Annotated in this window: 23 protein-coding genes and 2 pseudogenes; 9 read left to right on the top strand and 16 right to left on the bottom strand. The window is 69.9% G+C overall.

The features are described from left to right. Both JWN68_RS15865 and JWN68_RS15860 read right to left on the bottom strand, forming a co-directional pair. Nucleotides 1-428, bottom strand: a 428-nt coding sequence (locus JWN68_RS15865) for a hypothetical protein (protein ID WP_297740648.1), incomplete at its 3' end; no start/stop codon positions are given. Further along, nucleotides 421-1098, bottom strand: a complete 678-nt coding sequence (locus JWN68_RS15860) for a response regulator transcription factor (protein ID WP_297740646.1) — start codon at nt 1096-1098, stop codon at nt 421-423. The genes JWN68_RS15865 and JWN68_RS15860, both read right to left, overlap by 8 nt. 127 nt (nt 1099-1225) lie before the next feature. Here JWN68_RS15860 and JWN68_RS15855 point away from each other — a divergent pair, with 127 nt between their 5' ends. Continuing rightward, complete coding sequence (locus JWN68_RS15855) at nt 1226-1549, top strand: PepSY domain-containing protein (RefSeq protein WP_297740644.1); 324 nt, start codon at nt 1226-1228, stop codon at nt 1547-1549. A gap of 3 nt (nt 1550-1552) precedes the next feature. On the opposite strand, the gene JWN68_RS15850 is transcribed toward JWN68_RS15855, so the two are convergent. Then, nucleotides 1553-2635 carry a glycerate kinase gene (locus JWN68_RS15850; RefSeq protein ID WP_297740642.1) on the bottom strand — a complete coding sequence of 361 codons (1083 nt, stop codon included), beginning with the start codon at nt 2633-2635 and terminating at the stop codon, nt 1553-1555. Nucleotides 2636-2687: 52 nt separating this feature from the next. Between JWN68_RS15850 and JWN68_RS15845 the strand changes: the two genes are divergently transcribed. Next, nucleotides 2688-3575: a GNAT family N-acetyltransferase gene (locus tag JWN68_RS15845; RefSeq protein ID WP_297740640.1), complete on the top strand. Its 888-nt coding sequence runs from the start codon at nt 2688-2690 to the stop codon at nt 3573-3575. Here JWN68_RS15845 and JWN68_RS15840 read toward each other — a convergent pair. After that, complete coding sequence (locus JWN68_RS15840; RefSeq protein ID WP_297740638.1) at nt 3572-4804, bottom strand: sugar phosphate nucleotidyltransferase; 1233 nt, start codon at nt 4802-4804, stop codon at nt 3572-3574. The genes JWN68_RS15845 and JWN68_RS15840 overlap by 4 nt on opposite strands. A 99-nt stretch (nt 4805-4903) precedes the next feature. On the opposite strand from JWN68_RS15840, the gene nadA reads away from it, so the two are divergent. Next, nucleotides 4904-6076, top strand: coding sequence for a quinolinate synthase NadA (gene nadA / locus JWN68_RS15835; protein WP_297740636.1), 1173 nt, complete (start codon nt 4904-4906; stop codon nt 6074-6076). Nucleotides 6077-6086: 10 nt separating this feature from the next. On the opposite strand, the gene JWN68_RS15830 is transcribed toward nadA, so the two are convergent. The 8 genes and pseudogenes from JWN68_RS15830 to JWN68_RS15800 form a co-directional block, all read right to left on the bottom strand. Beyond that, nucleotides 6087-6317 carry a histidine kinase dimerization/phospho-acceptor domain-containing protein gene (locus JWN68_RS15830; RefSeq protein ID WP_297740634.1) on the bottom strand — a complete coding sequence of 77 codons (231 nt, stop codon included), beginning with the start codon at nt 6315-6317 and terminating at the stop codon, nt 6087-6089. Continuing rightward, nucleotides 6314-6655 (bottom strand): hypothetical protein, encoded by a 342-nt coding sequence (locus tag JWN68_RS15825; protein WP_297740632.1) that lies wholly within the window; start codon nt 6653-6655, stop codon nt 6314-6316. The genes JWN68_RS15830 and JWN68_RS15825 overlap by 4 nt, the downstream gene beginning before the upstream one ends. 149 nt (nt 6656-6804) lie before the next feature. Continuing rightward, a complete protein-coding gene (locus tag JWN68_RS15820) occupies nt 6805-6939 on the bottom strand; it encodes a hypothetical protein (RefSeq protein ID WP_297740630.1) in 135 nt (44 codons plus the stop codon). After that, a pseudogene (locus JWN68_RS19425) lies at nt 6929-7123 on the bottom strand (hypothetical protein); the annotation flags it as partial. The pseudogene JWN68_RS19425 and the gene JWN68_RS15820, both read right to left, overlap by 11 nt. 142 nt (nt 7124-7265) lie before the next feature. Then, nucleotides 7266-7430 (bottom strand): annotated as a pseudogene (locus tag JWN68_RS19420) (M48 family metalloprotease); the annotation flags it as partial. A 51-nt stretch (nt 7431-7481) separates the two neighbouring features. Then, complete coding sequence (locus JWN68_RS15810) at nt 7482-7616, bottom strand: hypothetical protein (protein WP_297740626.1); 135 nt, start codon at nt 7614-7616, stop codon at nt 7482-7484. A gap of 108 nt (nt 7617-7724) precedes the next feature. Next, a complete protein-coding gene (locus tag JWN68_RS15805) occupies nt 7725-8003 on the bottom strand; it encodes a hypothetical protein (protein ID WP_297740624.1) in 279 nt (92 codons plus the stop codon). Further along, nucleotides 8000-8782, bottom strand: coding sequence for a PspA/IM30 family protein (locus tag JWN68_RS15800; protein WP_297740622.1), 783 nt, complete (start codon nt 8780-8782; stop codon nt 8000-8002). The genes JWN68_RS15805 and JWN68_RS15800 overlap by 4 nt, the downstream gene beginning before the upstream one ends. Before the next feature lie 119 nt (nt 8783-8901). On the opposite strand from JWN68_RS15800, the gene JWN68_RS15795 reads away from it, so the two are divergent. From JWN68_RS15795 to JWN68_RS15775, 5 genes are read left to right on the top strand one after another with little or no spacing between them, the layout of a single operon-like run. Then, a complete protein-coding gene (locus JWN68_RS15795) occupies nt 8902-9489 on the top strand; it encodes a DUF3043 domain-containing protein (RefSeq protein WP_297740620.1) in 588 nt (195 codons plus the stop codon). 7 nt (nt 9490-9496) lie between these two features. Next, nucleotides 9497-10330 carry a hypothetical protein gene (locus JWN68_RS15790; RefSeq protein WP_297740618.1) on the top strand — a complete coding sequence of 278 codons (834 nt, stop codon included), beginning with the start codon at nt 9497-9499 and terminating at the stop codon, nt 10328-10330. Beyond that, nucleotides 10327-10872, top strand: a complete 546-nt coding sequence (locus tag JWN68_RS15785; protein WP_297740616.1) for a GNAT family N-acetyltransferase — start codon at nt 10327-10329, stop codon at nt 10870-10872. Before JWN68_RS15790 ends, JWN68_RS15785 begins: the two co-directional genes overlap by 4 nt. Further along, nucleotides 10872-11564 carry an AzlC family ABC transporter permease gene (locus JWN68_RS15780; protein WP_297740614.1) on the top strand — a complete coding sequence of 231 codons (693 nt, stop codon included), beginning with the start codon at nt 10872-10874 and terminating at the stop codon, nt 11562-11564. Before JWN68_RS15785 ends, JWN68_RS15780 begins: the two co-directional genes overlap by 1 nt. Further along, complete coding sequence (locus JWN68_RS15775) at nt 11564-11860, top strand: AzlD domain-containing protein (RefSeq protein WP_297740612.1); 297 nt, start codon at nt 11564-11566, stop codon at nt 11858-11860. The genes JWN68_RS15780 and JWN68_RS15775 overlap by 1 nt, the downstream gene beginning before the upstream one ends. A 6-nt stretch (nt 11861-11866) precedes the next feature. Here the strand turns inward: JWN68_RS15775 and dapB are convergent, their stop codons facing one another. Beyond that, a complete protein-coding gene (dapB, locus tag JWN68_RS15770) occupies nt 11867-12619 on the bottom strand; it encodes a 4-hydroxy-tetrahydrodipicolinate reductase (protein ID WP_297740610.1) in 753 nt (250 codons plus the stop codon). A gap of 78 nt (nt 12620-12697) precedes the next feature. On the opposite strand from dapB, the gene JWN68_RS15765 reads away from it, so the two are divergent. Next, nucleotides 12698-13213 carry a class I SAM-dependent methyltransferase gene (locus JWN68_RS15765; RefSeq protein ID WP_297740608.1) on the top strand — a complete coding sequence of 172 codons (516 nt, stop codon included), beginning with the start codon at nt 12698-12700 and terminating at the stop codon, nt 13211-13213. A gap of 14 nt (nt 13214-13227) precedes the next feature. On the opposite strand, the gene JWN68_RS15760 is transcribed toward JWN68_RS15765, so the two are convergent. The 3 genes from JWN68_RS15760 to rpsO all read right to left on the bottom strand — a co-directional run. Continuing rightward, nucleotides 13228-14583 carry a pitrilysin family protein gene (locus JWN68_RS15760; RefSeq protein WP_297740606.1) on the bottom strand — a complete coding sequence of 452 codons (1356 nt, stop codon included), beginning with the start codon at nt 14581-14583 and terminating at the stop codon, nt 13228-13230. Between the two features lie 11 nt (nt 14584-14594). Beyond that, complete coding sequence (locus tag JWN68_RS15755) at nt 14595-16841, bottom strand: polyribonucleotide nucleotidyltransferase (RefSeq protein WP_297740604.1); 2247 nt, start codon at nt 16839-16841, stop codon at nt 14595-14597. 248 nt (nt 16842-17089) lie between these two features. After that, a partial coding sequence (gene rpsO / locus JWN68_RS15750; protein WP_297740602.1) for a 30S ribosomal protein S15 occupies nt 17090-17329 on the bottom strand: 240 nt, incomplete at its 5' end.

Here is a 17329-nt window from a genome sequence, read left to right as displayed (position 1 = left end):
TAGACGACGGCCGAGCCGTCAGGGCTGTGCGCGGAGATGGCCCAGACACGGAAGTCCTCGGTCTCGTCGTCGTCGGGCACGTCCTGCAGGTCGAAGGCCTCGACGCCCTCGTCGCCAGGCGTGCGCTCGGTGATCGGCCCGGAGGAACCGAGGTTGGCGGAGGCCGCCAGCACCCGTCCGTCCTCGCTCACCACCTGGCCGACGGAGTCGTCACCGACTTCGTCCAGCACCGCGGGAAGCACCCCAGCCTCGAATGAGGCCGCTACGTCGTGCGCGCGCGACTTCGACAGGTCGTCGGCGGCGGCGGAGATCGATCGCTGGAACAGCAGCACGATCACCACCGACGCCAGCAGCAGGATCACCGCCAGCACCAGCGAAGCCACGGCGGTCAGGCGCAGCCGCACCCGCCGTGCTGAGCTCTCAGCCACCGTCCACGTCCAGTCGGTATCCGGCCAGCCGTACGGTCTGGATCGCGCCCCTGCCGAACGGCAGATCGATCCGCTGCCGCAGCTGTCGCACATAGACCTCGACGATGTTGGGGTCGCCGTCGAAGGCGAAGTCCCAGACGTGCTCGAGGATCTCGGACTTCGACAACACCTCCCCGGGCCGGCGCATGAAGAACTCCAACAGCGAGAACTGCCGGGGGGTCAGGCGTACCTCGACGTCGCCACGCCACACCCGGTGTGCCGCTGGGTCCTGCCGCAGGTCGCCGACCACCAGCTCGGTCGGTCGGGCGCCCCCACCTCGCCGCAACAGGGCGCGGAGCCGGGCCACCAGGACGGCGTACGAGAACGGTTTGGTCAGGAAGTCGTCCGCGCCCCGGTCGAGCGCCTTTGCCTCGTCGTCTGCTGCGTCCTGTGCCGTCAGCATCAAGATGGGCGTCCAGTTGCCGGCCTCCCGCAACGCCACGCACAGGTCGAGGCCGTTGAGACCGGGCAGCATCACGTCCAACACCATCGCGTCGTACGGGTTCTCGGTCGCCAGCCAGTGGCCGTCCTCCCCCGTGAACGCGACATCTACCGCGAAGCCCTCGCCCTCCAGGCCGCGCTTCAGGGCACGTGCGACCCGCTTGTCGTCCTCGACCACCAGGATGCGCACACGACACGGTGGCACGGATCGGCTGAAGGCGCGCTGAACGCCCGCTGACTGCTCGTTCAGCGTGGCTTCAGGCCACGGGGTGCACTCTGGACCGGTCAAGCCCCACCACCCACCCGAGGAGATCCTGATGAATCGCTCGAAGCAGGCAGCGGCCGCAGCAGCAGCAGCCATCATCGTCGTAGGTGGCGCTGGAGCTGCCGTGGCCGGCGCGTCCGGTGACGACGACGCCTCCGACACCCCGATCCAGGGCCCGGCCCTCGAGCGGGCCGAAGAGGCTGCCCTCGAGGAGACCGGCGGCGGCACCGTCACCGAGACCGAGGTCGGCGACGAGGAGAGCTACTACGAGGTCGAGGTCACTCTCGACAACGGGGACCAGGTCGACGTACAGCTCGATCGGGACTTCACGGTCGTCGGGTCCGAGGAGGACTCCGAGGCCGAGACGGACGACTGAGCGTCAGCGAGACCAGGTGCGAGCAGTACGTTCGGCGAGCTCGGCGAGGGCACCTGACGGGTCGGCGAACGCCCGCTCCTCCCCCACCAGGTCGACGAGCGAGTAGGCCGACTCGATGCCCAGCGCGCGCATCTCCCGTGACCCCACCAGCACCTGTCCGGCGAGTGCGACGCACGGTCGCAACGCGGCGGCCGCGATCTCGGCGACCCCGTAGGGCACCTTGCCCGAGCGGCTGGAGAAGTCGAAGGCACCCTCGCCGGTGATGACGAGGTCCGCGTTGCGGGCCCGCTCGGCGAGGCGCACGTGGCGCGCGACGAGCGCGATGCCGGGCTCACGGGAGGCCCCCAGGGCGAGCAGGGCGAAGCCGATCCCACCGGCTGCGCCGGCACCCTTCTCCAGGCTGGTGCGCCGATCGGTGGCCGCCGCGAACGTCTCGAGCCACCCGTCGACCTCGACGATCCGGTCCTCCTCGATCCCCTTCTGGGGCCCGAAGGTCTTGGTCGCGCCGAACATGCCGGTCAGCGGGTTGTCGACGTCGGAGGCGACGACCAGCTCGACACCTGCCAGCCGCTCCCGGGCGGGCGCCAGGTCGACGGTGGTGACGGTGTCCAGCGCGATCGCGCCGCTGTCGAGGATGCCGTCGGACGTCGCACCGAGGGCTGCCAGCACGCCGGCGCCCCCGTCGTTGGTCCCGGACCCACCGAGGCCCACCACGACCTTGCGCGCACCCGACTCGACGGCGGCCAGGATCAGCTCGCCCACCCCGTTGCTGGAGCCGAACTCGGCACCGCCGTCCATCAGGTGCAGCCCGACTGCCTGGGCGGTCTCGATGTAGGCGACGTCCTCGACGAACAGGAGCGTGGCCGGGACGCGTTCGCCGTGCGGAGCCTCGACGGTGACGCCGAGCAGCTCCCCGCCCAGCGCGGCGTGCAGGACATCGACGAAACCAGGGCCGCCGTCGGCCATCGGGGCCAGGTCCAGGACGTCGCCCGGCGATCGCCGAGCCCACCCCCGGGCGATGGCCTCGCTCGCCTCGACGGCCGTCAGGGTGCCGGCGAACTTGTCGGGGGCGATCAGCACGCGCATGGCGGCCATCCTGTCTCATGCGGGAGTGCTGCGCTGCGCAAGGATGTCGCGCATGGCACAGGCACTCATCAGGCCAGCACGCGAGACCGACCTCGAGGCGATGGCGACCATCACGGCCACCAGCTACTACGAGGTCGATGCCCGGACCTTCCAGCGTTCGTGGCCGGACCCACAGCCGCGGCCGGCTACGCGCAACGGCGCCTGGATCAAGCGCACCAGGCAGGCATTGGTCACCGACCCCGAGGGCTGCTGGGTGGCCGAGGTCGACGGCGAGGTCGTCGGCGGCGCGATCTCCCGGGTCCGTGAGCTCATGTGGATCCTCGCGTCCTTCGCGGTCCGGCCCGAGCACCAGCGCCACGGCATCGGCCTGCAGCTGCTGGCGGCCGCGATGTACCACGGGCGCAGCTGCCTGCGCGGCATGTTCGCGGCCAGTGCGGATCCCGGCGCCGTACGCCGCTATCGGCTCGCCGGCTTCAGCCTCCACCCGCAGATGTTCGTCACGGGCGTGGTGGACCGCGGCGCCATCCCTGTCGTCGAGCGGGTGCGTGACGGCTCTGCCGGCGACATCGACCTGCTCAACTCGATCGACCGGCAGACCCGCGGGGCCGCTCATCTCTCCGACCACGAGCTGCTGCTCGGGCAGTTCCGCCTGCTCGTCTGCGAACGCAACAACGCAGCGGCCTATGCGTACGTCGACGAGTCAGGCTCGCCCTGCCTGGTGGCCGGGACCTCCCGGCGTACGGCGCAGGACGTCATGTGGGAGGGGCTCGGCTCGTCGACGCCGGGCTCGAGCGTGTCGGTCCACCACATCACGGCAGCCAACGCGTGGGCCATCGACGTCGGGATGGCGGCCCGGATGTCGCTGCACCAGAGCGGCTACCTGTGCCTGCGCGGCATGAAGCCGCCCTCGCCGTACGTCCACCACGGCTCGTTGCTCTAGCGACCGGTGTCGGTGCCCGGCTCCAGCCGCGCGCCGGCGACCACCTCGCCACCGACCCGCGAGTCGCGGCCCACAAGCACGATGTCCTCGTCGCGGGCCAAGCGGGCGGTCGGCCGCGCTCCCACGCGAGCACCGGCCAGCACCTCGCACCGCTCGTCCACGACTGCGGTGTGGACGACGGCCCCGGCGCGCACGACGCAGCCCTCCATGAGCACGCTGTCCCGCACGACCGCGCCCTTCTCGATCACCACGCCCGGACCCAGCACGCTGTCCACCACCTCGCCCGACACGTCGCAACCGGGCGAGAGGAGCGAGTTGCTGCACGACCCGACCGCGCGCACCCGAGCGGCAGGGCGGTCGGGCCAGTGGGCGATCACGGGTCGGCCGGGGTGGTCGAACACGTCCACCCGGTCGGCCAGCAGGTCTCGGTGGGACTGCAGGTAGAGACGCGGCTGGCCCACGTCTCGCCAGTAGCCGGTCATCGGGACGGAGACGACCCGACCGGTCTTCACGAGCCTCGGGAGCAGGTGCTCGCCGAAGTCGCCCAGCCCGCTGTCGTCGTCCTCCTGCTCGCCCGAGAGCTCTGCCCGGAGCTCGCGCAGCGTGGGGAGCAGGACGGCCAGGTCGTAGATGAAGATCTCGGTGGCCACCGTGGTGCTCGAGGGCCGGGAGGGCTTGTGCTCGACCGCGGTGATGGTGCCGTCCCGCTTCGCCACGACGACCACGTTGTCGGACGCGTCGCGCTTGGTGACCGCGGTGGTCAGCACCGTCGCCACCCGGCCGGCGGCGACGTGCTCGTCGATCACCGGCCCCAGGTCGATGTTGAAGACGTGGTCGGCGCTGCACACCACGAGGGTGGAGGCGCCGGACGCCTCGAGGTCGGCCGAGATCCGCAGCAGGAGGTCCCCGTTGCCGTGCGCGAAGCCGCTCTCCGTCGCCGGCCCGGTCCCGGTCTGCGGGACGATGCGCCTGAACCCCCCGCGGTTGCGGTCCAGGCTCCACGGACGACCGCCCGAGAGGTATTCGTCGATGGAGGTCACCTGGTATTCCAGCGAGACCCACACGTCGGACAGGTCCGCGTGCACCAGGCTGGACAGCGCGAAGTCGATGAGTCGGTGGACTCCGCCGTACGGCAGCGCGGGCTTCGCGCGTTCGCGGGTCAGCACGTCCATCCGCCCGCCCTGCCCGCCCGCCTGCACCAGGGCCAGGACCTCACCACGTCGCGCCACAGCTCCTCCTCCTGGCCCGAGCGCCGATGCGCTCGTGGGCCGATGCCTCAGAGCCTTGCACGCCACAACTCGGTCCACACCCGCCACTAGGATGTAGCCATGAGTCTCGTCGACCTTCCCCTGCTCCCTCTCGGCAAGGGCCGTGACCTCACCGCCGAACGCGGCGTTGAGTGCCTAGGTGAGCTGCCGTCGGCCTCCGACCCCGACCTGGTCGCTCGCGCGCGTGCCGCGAAGGCCGCGCTCGGGGAGCGGGTGTTCGTGCTGGGTCACCACTACCAGCGCGACGAGGTCATCGAGTTCGCCGATGTGACGGGTGACTCGTTCAAGCTGGCCCGCGACGCAGCAGGGCGCCCCGACGCCGAGTTCATCGTCTTCTGCGGCGTGCACTTCATGGCCGAGTCGGCCGACATCCTCACCTCCGACGACCAGGTGGTGATCCTGCCCGACCTCGCCGCCGGCTGCTCGATGGCCGACATGGCACGGCTGGGTCAGGTCGAGGACGCATGGGACGCCATGGCCGACGCCGGCGTCCAGGACAGCATCGTGCCGGTCACCTACATGAACTCCTCGGCCGACATCAAGGCCTTCTGCGGCCGCAACGGTGGCGTCGTCTGCACATCGTCCAACGCCGATGTGGCCCTCGAGTGGGCCTTCGAGCAGAAGCCCGACGCGAAGATCCTCTTCTTCCCCGACCAGCACCTCGGCCGCAACACCGCCGTGCTGAAGATGGGTTTCTCCCTCGACGACTGCGTCCTGTGGGACCCCCTCCAGCCCGCCGGTGGCCTGACCCGGGAACAGCTCGAGTCAGCCAGGATGATCCTGTGGAAGGGCCACTGCTCGGTCCACGGCCGGTTCAGCGTCGACGTCGTCGACGAGCTGCGAGCCAAGCACCCAAACATCAAGATCCTGGTCCACCCCGAGTGCCCTCACGAGGTGGTCCTCAGTGCCGACCTGGTCGGCTCGACCGAGTTCATCATCAAGACCATCGAAGCCGCCGAGCCGGGCACGACGTGGGCGATCGGCACCGAGCTCAACCTCGTCCAGCGGCTGGCGCGGGCTCACCCGGACAAGAACATCGTCTTCCTCGACCGCAACGTCTGCTACTGCTCGACGATGAACCGCATCGATCTGCCCCACTTCGTGTGGGTGATGGAGTCGCTCGTGGCCGGTCAGGTGGTCAACCAGATCAAGGTCGACCCCGACACCGAGCGTCATGCCCTGGTGGCGCTCCAGCGGATGCTGGACCTGCCGGGCAAGTCGCACCGCGACTGACGGGCGGAGGTCAGTCGTCGGTCAGCGGCCACACGGAGGCGGCGGCCGGGAGGGTGTCGAGGAGCGCTGCGAGTCGGCTGGCGCTGCCCTGCATCCGGGTCAGCAGGGCCTGGAGCTCCGGGACATCTTCGGGGGTCTCGTCCAGCGCCATCTCGGCTGCCATCGCGATCGCTGCCACGGCGTTCTTCAGCTCGTGCGCCGTCGACGCCGCGAAGGCGACGAGTTCCTCACGAGTGTTCACAGTCCCGGAGCATTCCACAGCGTGAGCCGCTGGTGCATTTCCGGCTCCATCGGAAGCTCCGCCGCGAGGAGGTCCCGGACGCCGATCTCGGTGAGGTTGTCGCGCTGGTGGGTCCCCGTGGGGGCGAAGGCGTAGAAGGTCCCTTGCTTGTACAGATAAACCAGGCCGACCGTCGGTCCGTGCCCCTCGAACGTCACCCTCGAGCACAACAAGCCGTCGGCGAAGCCCTGCGCCTCCAGGCTGGTGTTGACCGCGTGCAGGTCGGTGCACAGGTCTGCCATGTCGTCGGGGCTGCCCTCGACGACCAACCAGGTGAAGCCGAAGTCGTCCCGACTCACCTGCACGTCCGGCGAGTCCGGGTCGTCGTTGATCAGCGCGGTGATCTCGTCCTGGGTCTGCGCGAACGCACGAGGAACAGCGCATCCAGATTGGTCTTGGGAGGCCTTCTGCGTCCCGTCACGGCATCGAGCCAGCGCACGGCACCCCCTCAGGCCATCGGACAGCCGAGCTCGGCCTGGATGCGGGCGAGCTGCTCGAGGCGCTGCTCGTGGGTCGGGTGGGTGGCAGTGAGCATTCGCAGGCTGATGCCGGCCACGGCGGGCACGATGAACAGCGCGTTCACTGCGCTGGTGGCTCGCAGGTCCCTCTGCGGTATGGCGCCGGCCACCCGCGATCTTGGTGAGGGCAGAGGCAAGGGCAGCCGGCTTCATCGTGAGGTAGGCCGCAGACCGGTCCGCGCAGAGCTCGCGGTAGCGCGACAGGAGTCGCAGCAGGACGAAGCTCACGGCATAGACCAGGAGGCTCATCACGAGCGCGACCAGGAAGGCCTGGCAGGGCGCCGTTGCTGCCGCGTCCGCGCGAGAGGCCACCGTATTGGGCACCGCGGGTCAGCATGCCCGCCAGGATGCCGTCGGACGACGCGAGCGTCATGACGAGGGCGTCGCGGGGGGCCACGTGGCTCAGCTCGTGCGCCAGCACGGCCTCCAGCTCTTCGGCATCGAGGGTCTGGAGGATGCCGGTGGTCACGCACACCACCGAGCGGTCCGGCGACCGGCCGGTCGCGAAGGCATTGGGCAGGGCCATGTCGGCGACGCCGACGCGCGGCTCGGGCATGTCGGCAAGGGCGCAGAGCCGGTCGATCATCCCGTGCAGCTCCGGCGCCTCCTACGGCGTCACCTCGCGAGCCCGCATCGCGCGCATGGCCATCTTGTCGGAGGACCACCACTGGTAGAACGCGACACCGATGCCGGCCCGGCCGATCAGGACGATCATTCCCGGGCTGTCGCGGAAGAGGTACATCAGCGACACCCCAGCCCCACGAACAACGCGCCGAGCAGGAACATCACCAGCGTCATCCGGACGGTGAGGCCGGTGTCCTTGATGAAACGCGAACGCGCCACGTCGGGGTCAGCCGGGGATGAGGCCGTCGTCCCCGAGCATCTGCCGCACCTCGTCGAGGGTGGCGTCGGCGGGCGGCAGGATCAGGTCGGACTCGTCGAGGCTCGCGGCCTCGTGGTGGGTCCCGCTGGACCGGATGGCGGCGTGCAGGCCCGCCAGGGCGACCTTGAACATCTCCTCGTCACCGGACTCGATGGAACGCTCGATCTGCGTGTCGAGCCCGTTGAGCGCGTCGAGGGCGTGGTCGTCCAGGTCGAACTGGCCCTCACCCAGGATGCGGACGATCACGACGGCCCTCCTTCGGAGGTCTCGCGCTGCACCGCGGGCTGCTGGCTGACGTCACCGTCGCCGGCCTCGATCGCCTGCGGCTGGCTGCTGCTCTTGAGCCGGGCCAGCTCGCTCTCCACGTCCGAAGCCGAGCTGAGGGCGTCGAGCTCACGGGCGATGTCGTCACCTGAGTTGATCGACGACGCGTCGTCGAGCGCACCGGAAGCGATCAGCTCGTCGATGGCACCGGCGCGGGCCTGCATCTGCGCCGTCTTGTCCTCGGCGCGCTGGATGGCCAGCCCGACGTCACCCATCTCCTCGCCGATGCCCGACATCGCCTCGCCGATGCGCGACTGCGCCTCGGCGGCGGTGTAGTTGGCCTTGATGGTCTCCTTGCGGGTGCGGAAGGACTCGACCTTCGTCTGCAGCCGCTGCTGCGCGAGGACGAGCTTCTCCTCCTCGCCCTGCAGGTTCGCGGGCTGGCCCTGCAGGTCGTGAATCTGCTGGGTGATGCCCGACTTACGCGTCAGTGCCTCGCGCGCGAGGTCCTCGCGGTCGGCGGCGATGGCCTTCTCCGCCTGCCCCTGGAGCTTGGCCTGCTGCGTCTCGAGCTGCTTGATCTGCAGCTCGACGCGCTTGCGGCTCGTGGCGACGTCGGCCACCCCGCGGCGTACCTTGCTCAACAGCTCGAGCTGGCGCTGGTAGCTGTAGTCCAGGGTCTCGCGGGGGTCCTCGGCGCGGTCGAGCGCCCTGTTCGCCTTGGAATGGAAGATCAGACTCAAGCGCTTCATCACACTCATGGGGATGTTCTCTCCTGTGTCTCCCTCGGGGTACTTCCATCACCCTAGGACCAAAGCCAAGCCCAGTGATAGGCGCCGGTAGGCTGGAGCTTCAACTCACCTGATCCCAGAGGCCCCGCGTGTTCGGTCGTAGCAAGTCGCAAGCCACCACATCCACCGCTACCGTCGTCGAGAAGCCCGGCGGGAAGGGTCGTCCGACGCCGAGCCGCAAGGAGGCCGAAGCGGCCGCCAAGGCTCGCGCGAAGGTCCCGCGGACCCGCCGCGAGCAGATGCTCGCGGAGCGGGGTGCGCGCTCCGAGTCGAGCCAGAGCATCCGGGCGGCGATGAAGTCGGGAGACGAGCGCTACCTGATGGCCCGCGACAAAGGGCCGGTGCGTCGCTTCATCCGCGACTTCGTGGACGTGCGGTTCTCCTTCGTGGAGTTGATGGTGCCGATGCTGGTCCTGACGATGCTGCTGGGCTACTCGGGCAACGACTCCCTGGCGAACATGGGGAACGCCATCTTGCTGGGGACCGTGCTCCTGGTGACGCTCGACATCATCCTGATGCGGTTCCGGCTTCGTCGTGAGCTGGTTCGTCGCTTCCCTGAGGAACCCCTCAAGGGCACCACCTACTACGCCGTGATGCGCTCGTTGCAGATGAAGTTCATGCGGATGCCGAAGGCGAAGGTCAAGATCGGGCAGACGCTGCCCGAGCAGTACCGCTGAGCGTCCGGTGATCCTGGGACTCGTCTGCGCGCTCGGATCGGCCGCCCTCTTCGGGGTCGCCGCCGTGCTCCAGGCCCACGCCATGCGGGGTGTGCCGGACGGCGATCCGGGCCTGCGTACCTTCGCACGCGCCGCCGTACGCTCCTGGCCAATTCGTGCCGTGGTCGGCGCCTACCTGGCGGGGTTCGGACTGCACGCAGTCGCCCTGTGGTTGTTGCCGCTCTACCTCGCCCAGGCGTCGATCTCGCTGTCATTGCCGGTGACGGCCGTCGTGTCCGCAGTGGTCCTGCACGAGCGACTCGAGCCGGGGCGCTGGCTGGCAGTGGCCGCCGTCATCGCGGGCCTCGTGCTGGTGGCGCTGGGCGCGGGCGGGGTCGAGCACACCGCCTCCGCGGCCACCCTCGCGGTGGTGGGCGGCCTCTGGCTGCTCGTGCTGGGACTCGGCGCCCGGTGGAGCATCGGAGCAGGTGCGGGAGTCCTGGGAGCGTGGTCCGGCCTCGGCTACGCAGGAACAGCCGTCACGACGCGGGGCCTGGACCTCGGCACGCCGCTGGTGTCGCTGGCCGCGCTGGTCATCGTGTCCGCCCTGGGTGTGGTGGCGTTCTGGCTCTACTCGATCGCCCTGGGACGGGCCGACGTCGCGTCCTCCACGGCCCCACTGATCGTCATGCAGACCTGCGTCCCGGCACTGGTCGGGGTCCTGGCCTTCGGCGACACCGTCCGCGCAGGGTGGACCGCCGCCGTCGTCGGCGGGCTCGCCCTCTCGATCGCGGGAGCCATCCACCTCGGCCGCCAGCCGGGGTCTGCCGCCGCCGGGTCGGGTGTGAGGATGAGCGCATGAACAAGCCCACCGCCGACGTCTCCGTGCGGATCGCGTGGGCCGACGACGCAGACGCCATCGCCGCCGTGCAGGTGCGCGCCTGGCAGGTGTTGTACGCCGACGTCCTACCCGCTGATGCCCTGCCCTCCGACCCTGCTCCCGTCGCCGACGCCTGGCGCTCCGCCCTGAGGAAGCCGGCGGATGCCCGCAACCGGGTGCTGGTGGCCCTCGAGCGCAACCGGGTGACCGGCTTCGCGCTGACGAGCCCGGCCACCGACCCCGATGCCGACCCGATCGCGGACGGCGAGATCTCCGAGCTCACCCTCGATCCCACCGAGCGGGGCAAGGGCCATGGGTCCCGGCTGCTGCAGGCGGCCGTCGACACGCTCGCGGCCGACCGGTTCACCCGCGCGGTCTGTTGGGTGATCGCGTCCGATGACGACCACCGCCGGTTCCTGACCGAGGCCGGCTGGGCGCCCGACGGTGCCCACCGCGAGCTCGACCTGGACGGGACGGGGACGACCACCGTCAAGCAGGTCCGCCTGCACACCGCGATCGGCTGATGTCGCAGGCCCCCTTGCCGAGCGCCGAGCGCTCGGGGATCATCCGCGACGCGGTCGCCGTGGGAGTCGCCACGGGGGCGTACGGCATCTCCTTCGGCGCCGTGGCGGTCAGCTCGGGGCTCAGCGTCCTCCAGGCCTGCGCGCTGTCGTTGCTGGTCTTCACAGGCGCCTCGCAGTTCGCCTTCGTCGGGGTCGTCGCGGCCGGCGGTGCGCCCATCGGCGGGGCCATGACCGCGATCCTGCTCGGCACCCGCAACGCGCTCTACGGGCTGCGTCTTGCCCCCCTGCTCCAGTGGTCCGGCGCGCGCCGGGTCGGCGCGGCGCAGATCCTGATCGACGAGTCGACCGCGATGTCGGTCAACCGCGACACGGTGCCGGCGGCCCGGCTCGGCTTCGTGGCCACCGGGGTCTCGGTGTTCGTCCTGTGGAACGCCGCGACGCTGGCAGGCGCCCTGGCCGGTACGGCGATGGGCGACCCCCGCAACTACGGGCTCGACGCCGCGGTCGGGGCGGCCTTCCTCGCGCTGCTCTGGCCCCGGCTGGGCGTCGCGCGGTCCCGGGTCGTCGCGATCCTCGCGGCGGGCGTGGCGCTGGCCCTCGTGCCCTTCACAGCCGCCGGCGTCCCGGTGCTGGCCGCCGGTGCCGTCGCCCTCCTGGGCGGCGTGCTGAGCCCGCCGAGGGGTGAGGCCTGATGTGGCTGGCCATCCTGGTCGCGGCCCTGGGCTGCTACGCCCTCAAGCTCGCCGGGCTCTCGCTGCCCCAGCGGGTGCTGTCCAACCCGGTGGTGGAGCGTGTCGCCGACCTGATCCCCGTCGCCCTCCTGGCTGCCCTCATCGCGGTCCAGGTGTGGTCGGCCGGGCCTTCCCTGACGATCGACGCGCGCACCGCGGGACTGGCCTTCGCCGTGGTCGCGCTGCTGCTCCGGGCGCCCTTCCTGGTCGTCGTCATCGGCGCCGCGGCGGTCGCTGCGCTGATCCGCCTTGTGTGAGGGTGCTCAGCCGAGGGGGAGGAAGTGCTCGAGCCCCACCGTGAGGCCGTGATGGCTCTCGATCTCGCGGAGTCCGGTCAGGACACCGGGAAGGAAGGAGGCCCGGTCGAGTGAGTCGTGACGGATGGTGAGCGTCTCCCCCACGCCGCCCAGGACGACCTCCTGGTGGGCCACGAGGCCGCGGATCCGCAGGCCGTGGACCCGGACCCCGTCGACGTCGGCGCCTCGTGCGCCCTCGAGGCCGGTGGACGTGGCGTCGGGCATGGGCGGGCTGCCGGCGTCGCGACGGGCCTGCGCGATGAGCTCGGCCGTGCGCCGGGCCGTCCCCGAGGGGGCGTCCGCCTTGTCGGGGTGATGGAGCTCGATCACCTCGACAGACTCGAAGAACGGGGCCGCCTGGGCTGCGAAGCGCATCATCAAGATGGCGCCGATGGAGAAGTTGGGGGCGACGAGGACACCGACGGGCTGGTCGCCCACCCACTCCGAAAGCTGCGCCAGTCGTGCCTCGTCGAAGCCGGTCGTGCCCACGACTGCGTGGATGCCGTGCTCGATGCAAAAGGCGAGGTTGTCCATGACCACGTCGGGGTGGGTGAAGTCGACTACCGCCTGGGCGTCCCCGGACAGGAGTGCACCGATGTCGTCGCCGGCATCGATCTCCGCGACCAGTGCGAGGTCCTCGGCCGCCGAGACGGCCCGGCAGATCTCCGCGCCGACCTTGCCACGCGCACCCAGCACACCGACCCGGAACTGTTCACTCACGGGCCCAACCTACTGCGATCCGACCCGATCCCGGGTGGGGGTGCCTGACGCGGGCGCCGAGGTGGCAGGCTATGACCCATGCCAGTGCAGACGATCCCGCCGCGCATCCGCTGGGCGGTCGAGCTCATGGACGTCCAGCCCAACGACCAGGTCCTCGAGGTCGGGTGCGGACCCGGCGCTGGGGCCGAGCTGATCTGCGCCAAGCTGGAGACCGGGAAGCTGTTCGCGATCGACCGCTCCGAGTCCGGGGTGGACCGCACCAAGCGACGCAACCACGCCTCGGTCGAGGCAGGGCGCCTCGTGGTCCGGCAGATCGACCTCGCCACGCTGCGAGTCCCGGTCAAGCGGCTCAACAAGGTCTTCGCCTTCAACGTCAACCTGTTCTGGGTCCGTCCGTGTGACGACGAGGTGGCGTTGCTGCACGAGCGCGTCGTCCCCGGTGGCGCGGTCTACCTGTTCTACGACGCCCACCAGCCCGAGCTCGTGCCGAACATCGTGAAGAAGAGCTCCGCGGCCCTGGCCAAGGCCGGCTTCCGCGTCTCCGTCGTGGAGCAGAAGGCACCCGCCGTGATCGGGATCATCGGCAAGCGCTGACCGCCAGGCTGCGTTCAGGCAGGGCCGGTGATGGCCAGGACCTCGGGCTGGGCGAACAAGGCGGCCGCGATCTCCCGGACCTCATCGAGGGTCACCGCGTCGATCCGTTCGATCACCTCGTCGATGGACAGCAGCTCGGCATATACCAGCTCCGCCTTGCCCAGGCGTGACATCCGCGAGCCGGAGTCCTCGAGGCCGAGGACGAGACCACCACGGAGCTGTCCCTTGCCACGCGTGAGCTCGTCAGCAGTGATGCCCTCCGCAGCGACCTTGGCCAGCTCGGCACGGACGGTGGCGAGCACGTCATCGAGCTTGCTGGGCAGACAGCCCACCGAGACGCCCACGAGCCCGGCGTCGGCGTGGTGCGAGGCGAAGGAGTAGACCGAGTAGGCCAGTCCGCGGCGTTCGCGCACCTCTTGGAAGAGTCGCGACGAGGTGCCGCCGCCCAGCGCCGTGTTGAGCACGCCGAGGGCGTAGCGCCGCTCGTCTGTACGGGTGATGCCCTTCATCCCCAGCACGACGTTGACCTGCTCGAAGGGCCGCGCCGTGCGCGACTCCCCTGCCGCGACGGGGCGGGCCCGGGTCGTGTTGCGGGGCTCGACGGGCGTGGTGGATCCGGCCAGGAAGCGGTGGCGACCGAAGGCCCGGCGCACCTCGCGGACGACCTTGGCGTGCTCGAGGTTGCCCGCCACGGCGACCACCATGTTGTCCGCGCGGTAGTGACGACGGTAGAACCGTTCGACCTGCTCGCGCGTCATGTCGGTGATCGAGGCGACGGTGCCGGCGATCGGACGCCCCAGGGGCGAGTCGCCGAAGGCCTGACGGGCGAAGAGGTTGTGGACGACGTCGTCGGGGTCGTCGTCGTGCATGGCGATCTCGACGAGGATCACGTCCCGCTCTGCCTCGACGTCTGCGGTCGTGATGAGGGAGTTGGTGATCATGTCGCCGAGCACGTCGACGGCCAGCGGCAGGTCGGCGTCGAGCACCCGGGCGTGGAAGCAGGTGTATTCCTTCGCAGTGAACGCGTTGAACTCGCCCCCCACGGCGTCGAGCGCGACGGAGATGTCCAGCGCCGAGCGCTCGCGGGTGCCCTTGAAGAGCAGGTGCTCGAGGAAGTGTGAGCAGCCGTGCAGGGTGGGTGTCTCGTCGCGCGAACCGACGTTGACCCACACGCCGATGCTCGCCGAGCGGGCACCGGCCATCTGCTCGGTGACGACTCGCAAGCCCCCGGGCAGCACCGTGCGGCGTACGCGGGAGGTCACGTGGCCGTCGCTGTCCTTGACGGTCTGCAGGGTGCGGGTGGAGCCGATGTTCGCGGGTACGGCCGACCGGCCAGCAGAGGAGCTCTGCTGGCCGGTCGGTTCGTGCATGTGTGACAAGGTCACTCGTCGTCAGTCGCGTCGATGAGCTCGTCGACCTCGGCCTCGTTCTCGGCCGACTCGCCACCCTCGACGACCGGGATCAGTGACAGCTTGCCGCGGTCGTCGATCTCGCCGATCTCGACCTGGATCTTCTGGCCCACAGAGACGATGTCCTCGACGTTGTCGACGCGCTTGCCGCCGGCGAGCGAGCGGAGCTTGCTGATGTGCAGCAGGCCGTCCTTGCCGGGCATCAGCGAGACGAACGCACCGAAGTTGGTCGTCTTGACGACCGTACCGAGGTAGCGCTCGCCGACCTCGGGCATCGTCGGGTTGGCGATCGCGTTGACGGCGTCCTTGGCCGCCTGCGCTGCCTCACCGTTGGTCGCCCCGATGTAGACCGTGCCGTCGTCCTCGATCGACAGGGTGGCGCCCGTGTCGTCCTGGATCTGGTTGATGATCTTGCCCTTCGGGCCGATGACCTCGCCGATCTTGTCGACGGGCACCTTGATCGTGATGATCCGCGGAGCGTGGACCGACATCTCCTCAGGCGCGTCGATGGCCTCGGCCATGACGTCGAGGATCGCCAGACGGGCGTCGCGAGCCTGGGTCAGCGCCGCTGCCAGGATCTCGGCCGGGATGCCGTCGAGCTTGGTGTCGAGCTGCAGGGCGGTCACGAACTCGCGCGTCCCGGCGACCTTGAAGTCCATGTCGCCGAAGGCGTCCTCGGCTCCGAGGATGTCGGTCAGTGCGACGTACTGCGTCTCACCGTCGACCTCACCGGAGATGAGGCCCATGGCGATGCCGGCGACGGACGCCTTGAGGGGCACACCCGCCTGCAGCAGCGACAGGGTGGCCGCACAGACCGAGCCCATCGAGGTCGAGCCGTTGGAGCCCATGGCCTCGGAGAGCTGGCGGATGGCGTACGGGAACTCCTCGCGGGTCGGCAGGACCGGCAGGATCGCGCGGCGCGCGAGCGCACCGTGGCCGACCTCACGACGCTTGGGCGAACCCACGCGACCGGTCTCGCCGGTGGAGAACGGCGGGAAGACGTACTTGTGCATGAAGCGACGGTGCTTCTCCGGGGACAGCGTGTCGAGCTGCTGCTCCAGCTTGAGCATGTTGAGGGTGGTGACACCCAGGATCTGGGTCTCGCCACGCTCGAACAGCGCGGAGCCGTGGACGCGCGGGATCACGCCGACCTCGGCGTGCAGCGGACGGATGTCGGCCAGGCCGCGACCGTCCATGCGGATCTTGTCGCGCAGGACGCGCTCGCGCACGATCGACTTGGTGAGGGAGCGGAAGGCTGCGCCCACCTCCTTCTCGCGACCCTCGAACTGGCCGGCGAGCTTCTCGAGCAGGGCGCCCTTGATCTCGTCGGTCTTCAGCTCGCGCTCCTGCTTGTCCGCGATCTTCATCGCGGCAGCGGCGTCGTCCTTGGCCGCGGCCTCGACGGCGTCGTAGACGTCGTCCTCGTAGTCGAGGAAGACCGGGAACTCCTGGAGCGGCTTGGAGGCTTCCTTGGCCAGCTCGGCCTGGGCCTCCACCAGCTGCTTGATGAAGGGCTTCGCGGCGTCGAGGCCACCGGCCACGACCTCCTCGGTCGGCGCCTGGGCACCGTCCTGCACGAGGGCGATGGTCTTCTCGGTGGCCTCGGCCTCGACCATCATGATCGCGACGTCGCCGGAGTCGGTGACCCGACCGGCGACGACCATGTCGAACACGGCGTCCTCGAGCTGCGAGTGCGACGGGAAGGCCACCCACTGGCCCTCGATGAGCGCCACGCGGACGCCACCGACGGGTCCGGAGAACGGCAGGCCGGAGAGCTGGGTCGACAACGAGGCGGCGTTGATGGCCAGCACGTCGTAGGGCATGTCGGGGTCGAGCGCCATCACGGTGATGACGACCTGGACCTCGTTGCGCAGGCCCTTCTTGAAGGTCGGGCGCAGCGGGCGGTCGATGAGGCGGCAGGTGAGGATCGCGTCCTCGCCCGGCCGACCCTCGGAGCGGAAGAAGGAGCCGGGGATCTGGCCCACGGCGTACATCCGCTCCTCGACGTCGATCGTGAGCGGGAAGAAGTCGAAGTGGTCCTTCGGCGTCTTGCCGGCGGTGGTGGCCGAGAGCAGCATGGTCTCGTCGTCGAGGTAGGCGGTCACGGAACCCGCTGCCTGACGGGCCAGGAGTCCGGTCTCGAACTTGACGGTGCGCTTGCCGAACTTGCCGTTGTCGAGAACGGTCTCGACGGCAGAAATGATGGGGCCCTCGTTCAAAGGGTTTCCCTTTCTCTTCGCGGAGCGATCCGCGACGCCGCTCATGTGAGTGCCGGTCTTCGATCGAGGCCCGCAGGTGCGGCCAGGAAACTGGCGGCCTGGCACCTGAGAGCCACTACCGAGGACCGAGCCGGGCGAGGCGGGTCGCTCCTGGATCTGGAATGTGCAGTTGTGGTGCAGCCCGACCTTATCGGTGGGTGGGCCACAAGCTGAGGAGCGGCCCCGGTGGGGAACCGCTCCTCAGATGTTCATCGACGCAGGCCGAGCTTCTCGACGATCGAGCGGTAGCGCGCGATCTCGGTCTTCTGCAGGTAGTTGAGCAGCCGCCGGCGCTGGCCCACGAGGAGCAGCAGGCCACGACGGCTGTGGTGGTCGTGCTTGTGCTGCTTGAGGTGTTCGGTGAGGTGGCTGATGCGGTGGCTGAGCAGCGCGATCTGCACCTCGGGCGAACCGGTGTCACCCTCGGTCGTGGCGTGGTCGGCGATGAT

This window comes from Nocardioides sp., assembly GCF_025964975.1.
GTDB lineage: Bacteria > Actinomycetota > Actinomycetes > Propionibacteriales > Nocardioidaceae > Nocardioides.
Note: the sequence above shows the minus strand (reverse complement) of the source record. Positions and strands in the feature narration are given on the sequence as shown.

Excerpts from the sequence above, each read along its gene's own strand:
- JWN68_RS15780 (WP_297740614.1), top strand. The coding sequence starts at position 10,872 with ATGTCGCAGGCCCCCTTGCCGAGCGCCGAGCGCTCGGGGATCATCCGC.
- nadA (WP_297740636.1), top strand. The coding sequence starts at position 4,904 with ATGAGTCTCGTCGACCTTCCCCTGCTCCCTCTCGGCAAGGGCCGTGAC.
- JWN68_RS15800 (WP_297740622.1), bottom strand. The coding sequence starts at position 8,782 with ATGAGTGTGATGAAGCGCTTGAGTCTGATCTTCCATTCCAAGGCGAAC.
- JWN68_RS15760 (WP_297740606.1), bottom strand. The coding sequence starts at position 14,583 with ATGCACGAACCGACCGGCCAGCAGAGCTCCTCTGCTGGCCGGTCGGCC.
- JWN68_RS15855 (WP_297740644.1), top strand. The coding sequence starts at position 1,226 with ATGAATCGCTCGAAGCAGGCAGCGGCCGCAGCAGCAGCAGCCATCATC.
- JWN68_RS15775 (WP_297740612.1), top strand. The coding sequence starts at position 11,564 with ATGTGGCTGGCCATCCTGGTCGCGGCCCTGGGCTGCTACGCCCTCAAG.
- JWN68_RS15785 (WP_297740616.1), top strand. The coding sequence starts at position 10,327 with ATGAACAAGCCCACCGCCGACGTCTCCGTGCGGATCGCGTGGGCCGAC.
- JWN68_RS15765 (WP_297740608.1), top strand. The coding sequence starts at position 12,698 with ATGCCAGTGCAGACGATCCCGCCGCGCATCCGCTGGGCGGTCGAGCTC.
- JWN68_RS15845 (WP_297740640.1), top strand. The coding sequence starts at position 2,688 with ATGGCACAGGCACTCATCAGGCCAGCACGCGAGACCGACCTCGAGGCG.
- JWN68_RS15810 (WP_297740626.1), bottom strand. The coding sequence starts at position 7,616 with ATGTACCTCTTCCGCGACAGCCCGGGAATGATCGTCCTGATCGGCCGG.
- JWN68_RS15850 (WP_297740642.1), bottom strand. The coding sequence starts at position 2,635 with ATGCGCGTGCTGATCGCCCCCGACAAGTTCGCCGGCACCCTGACGGCC.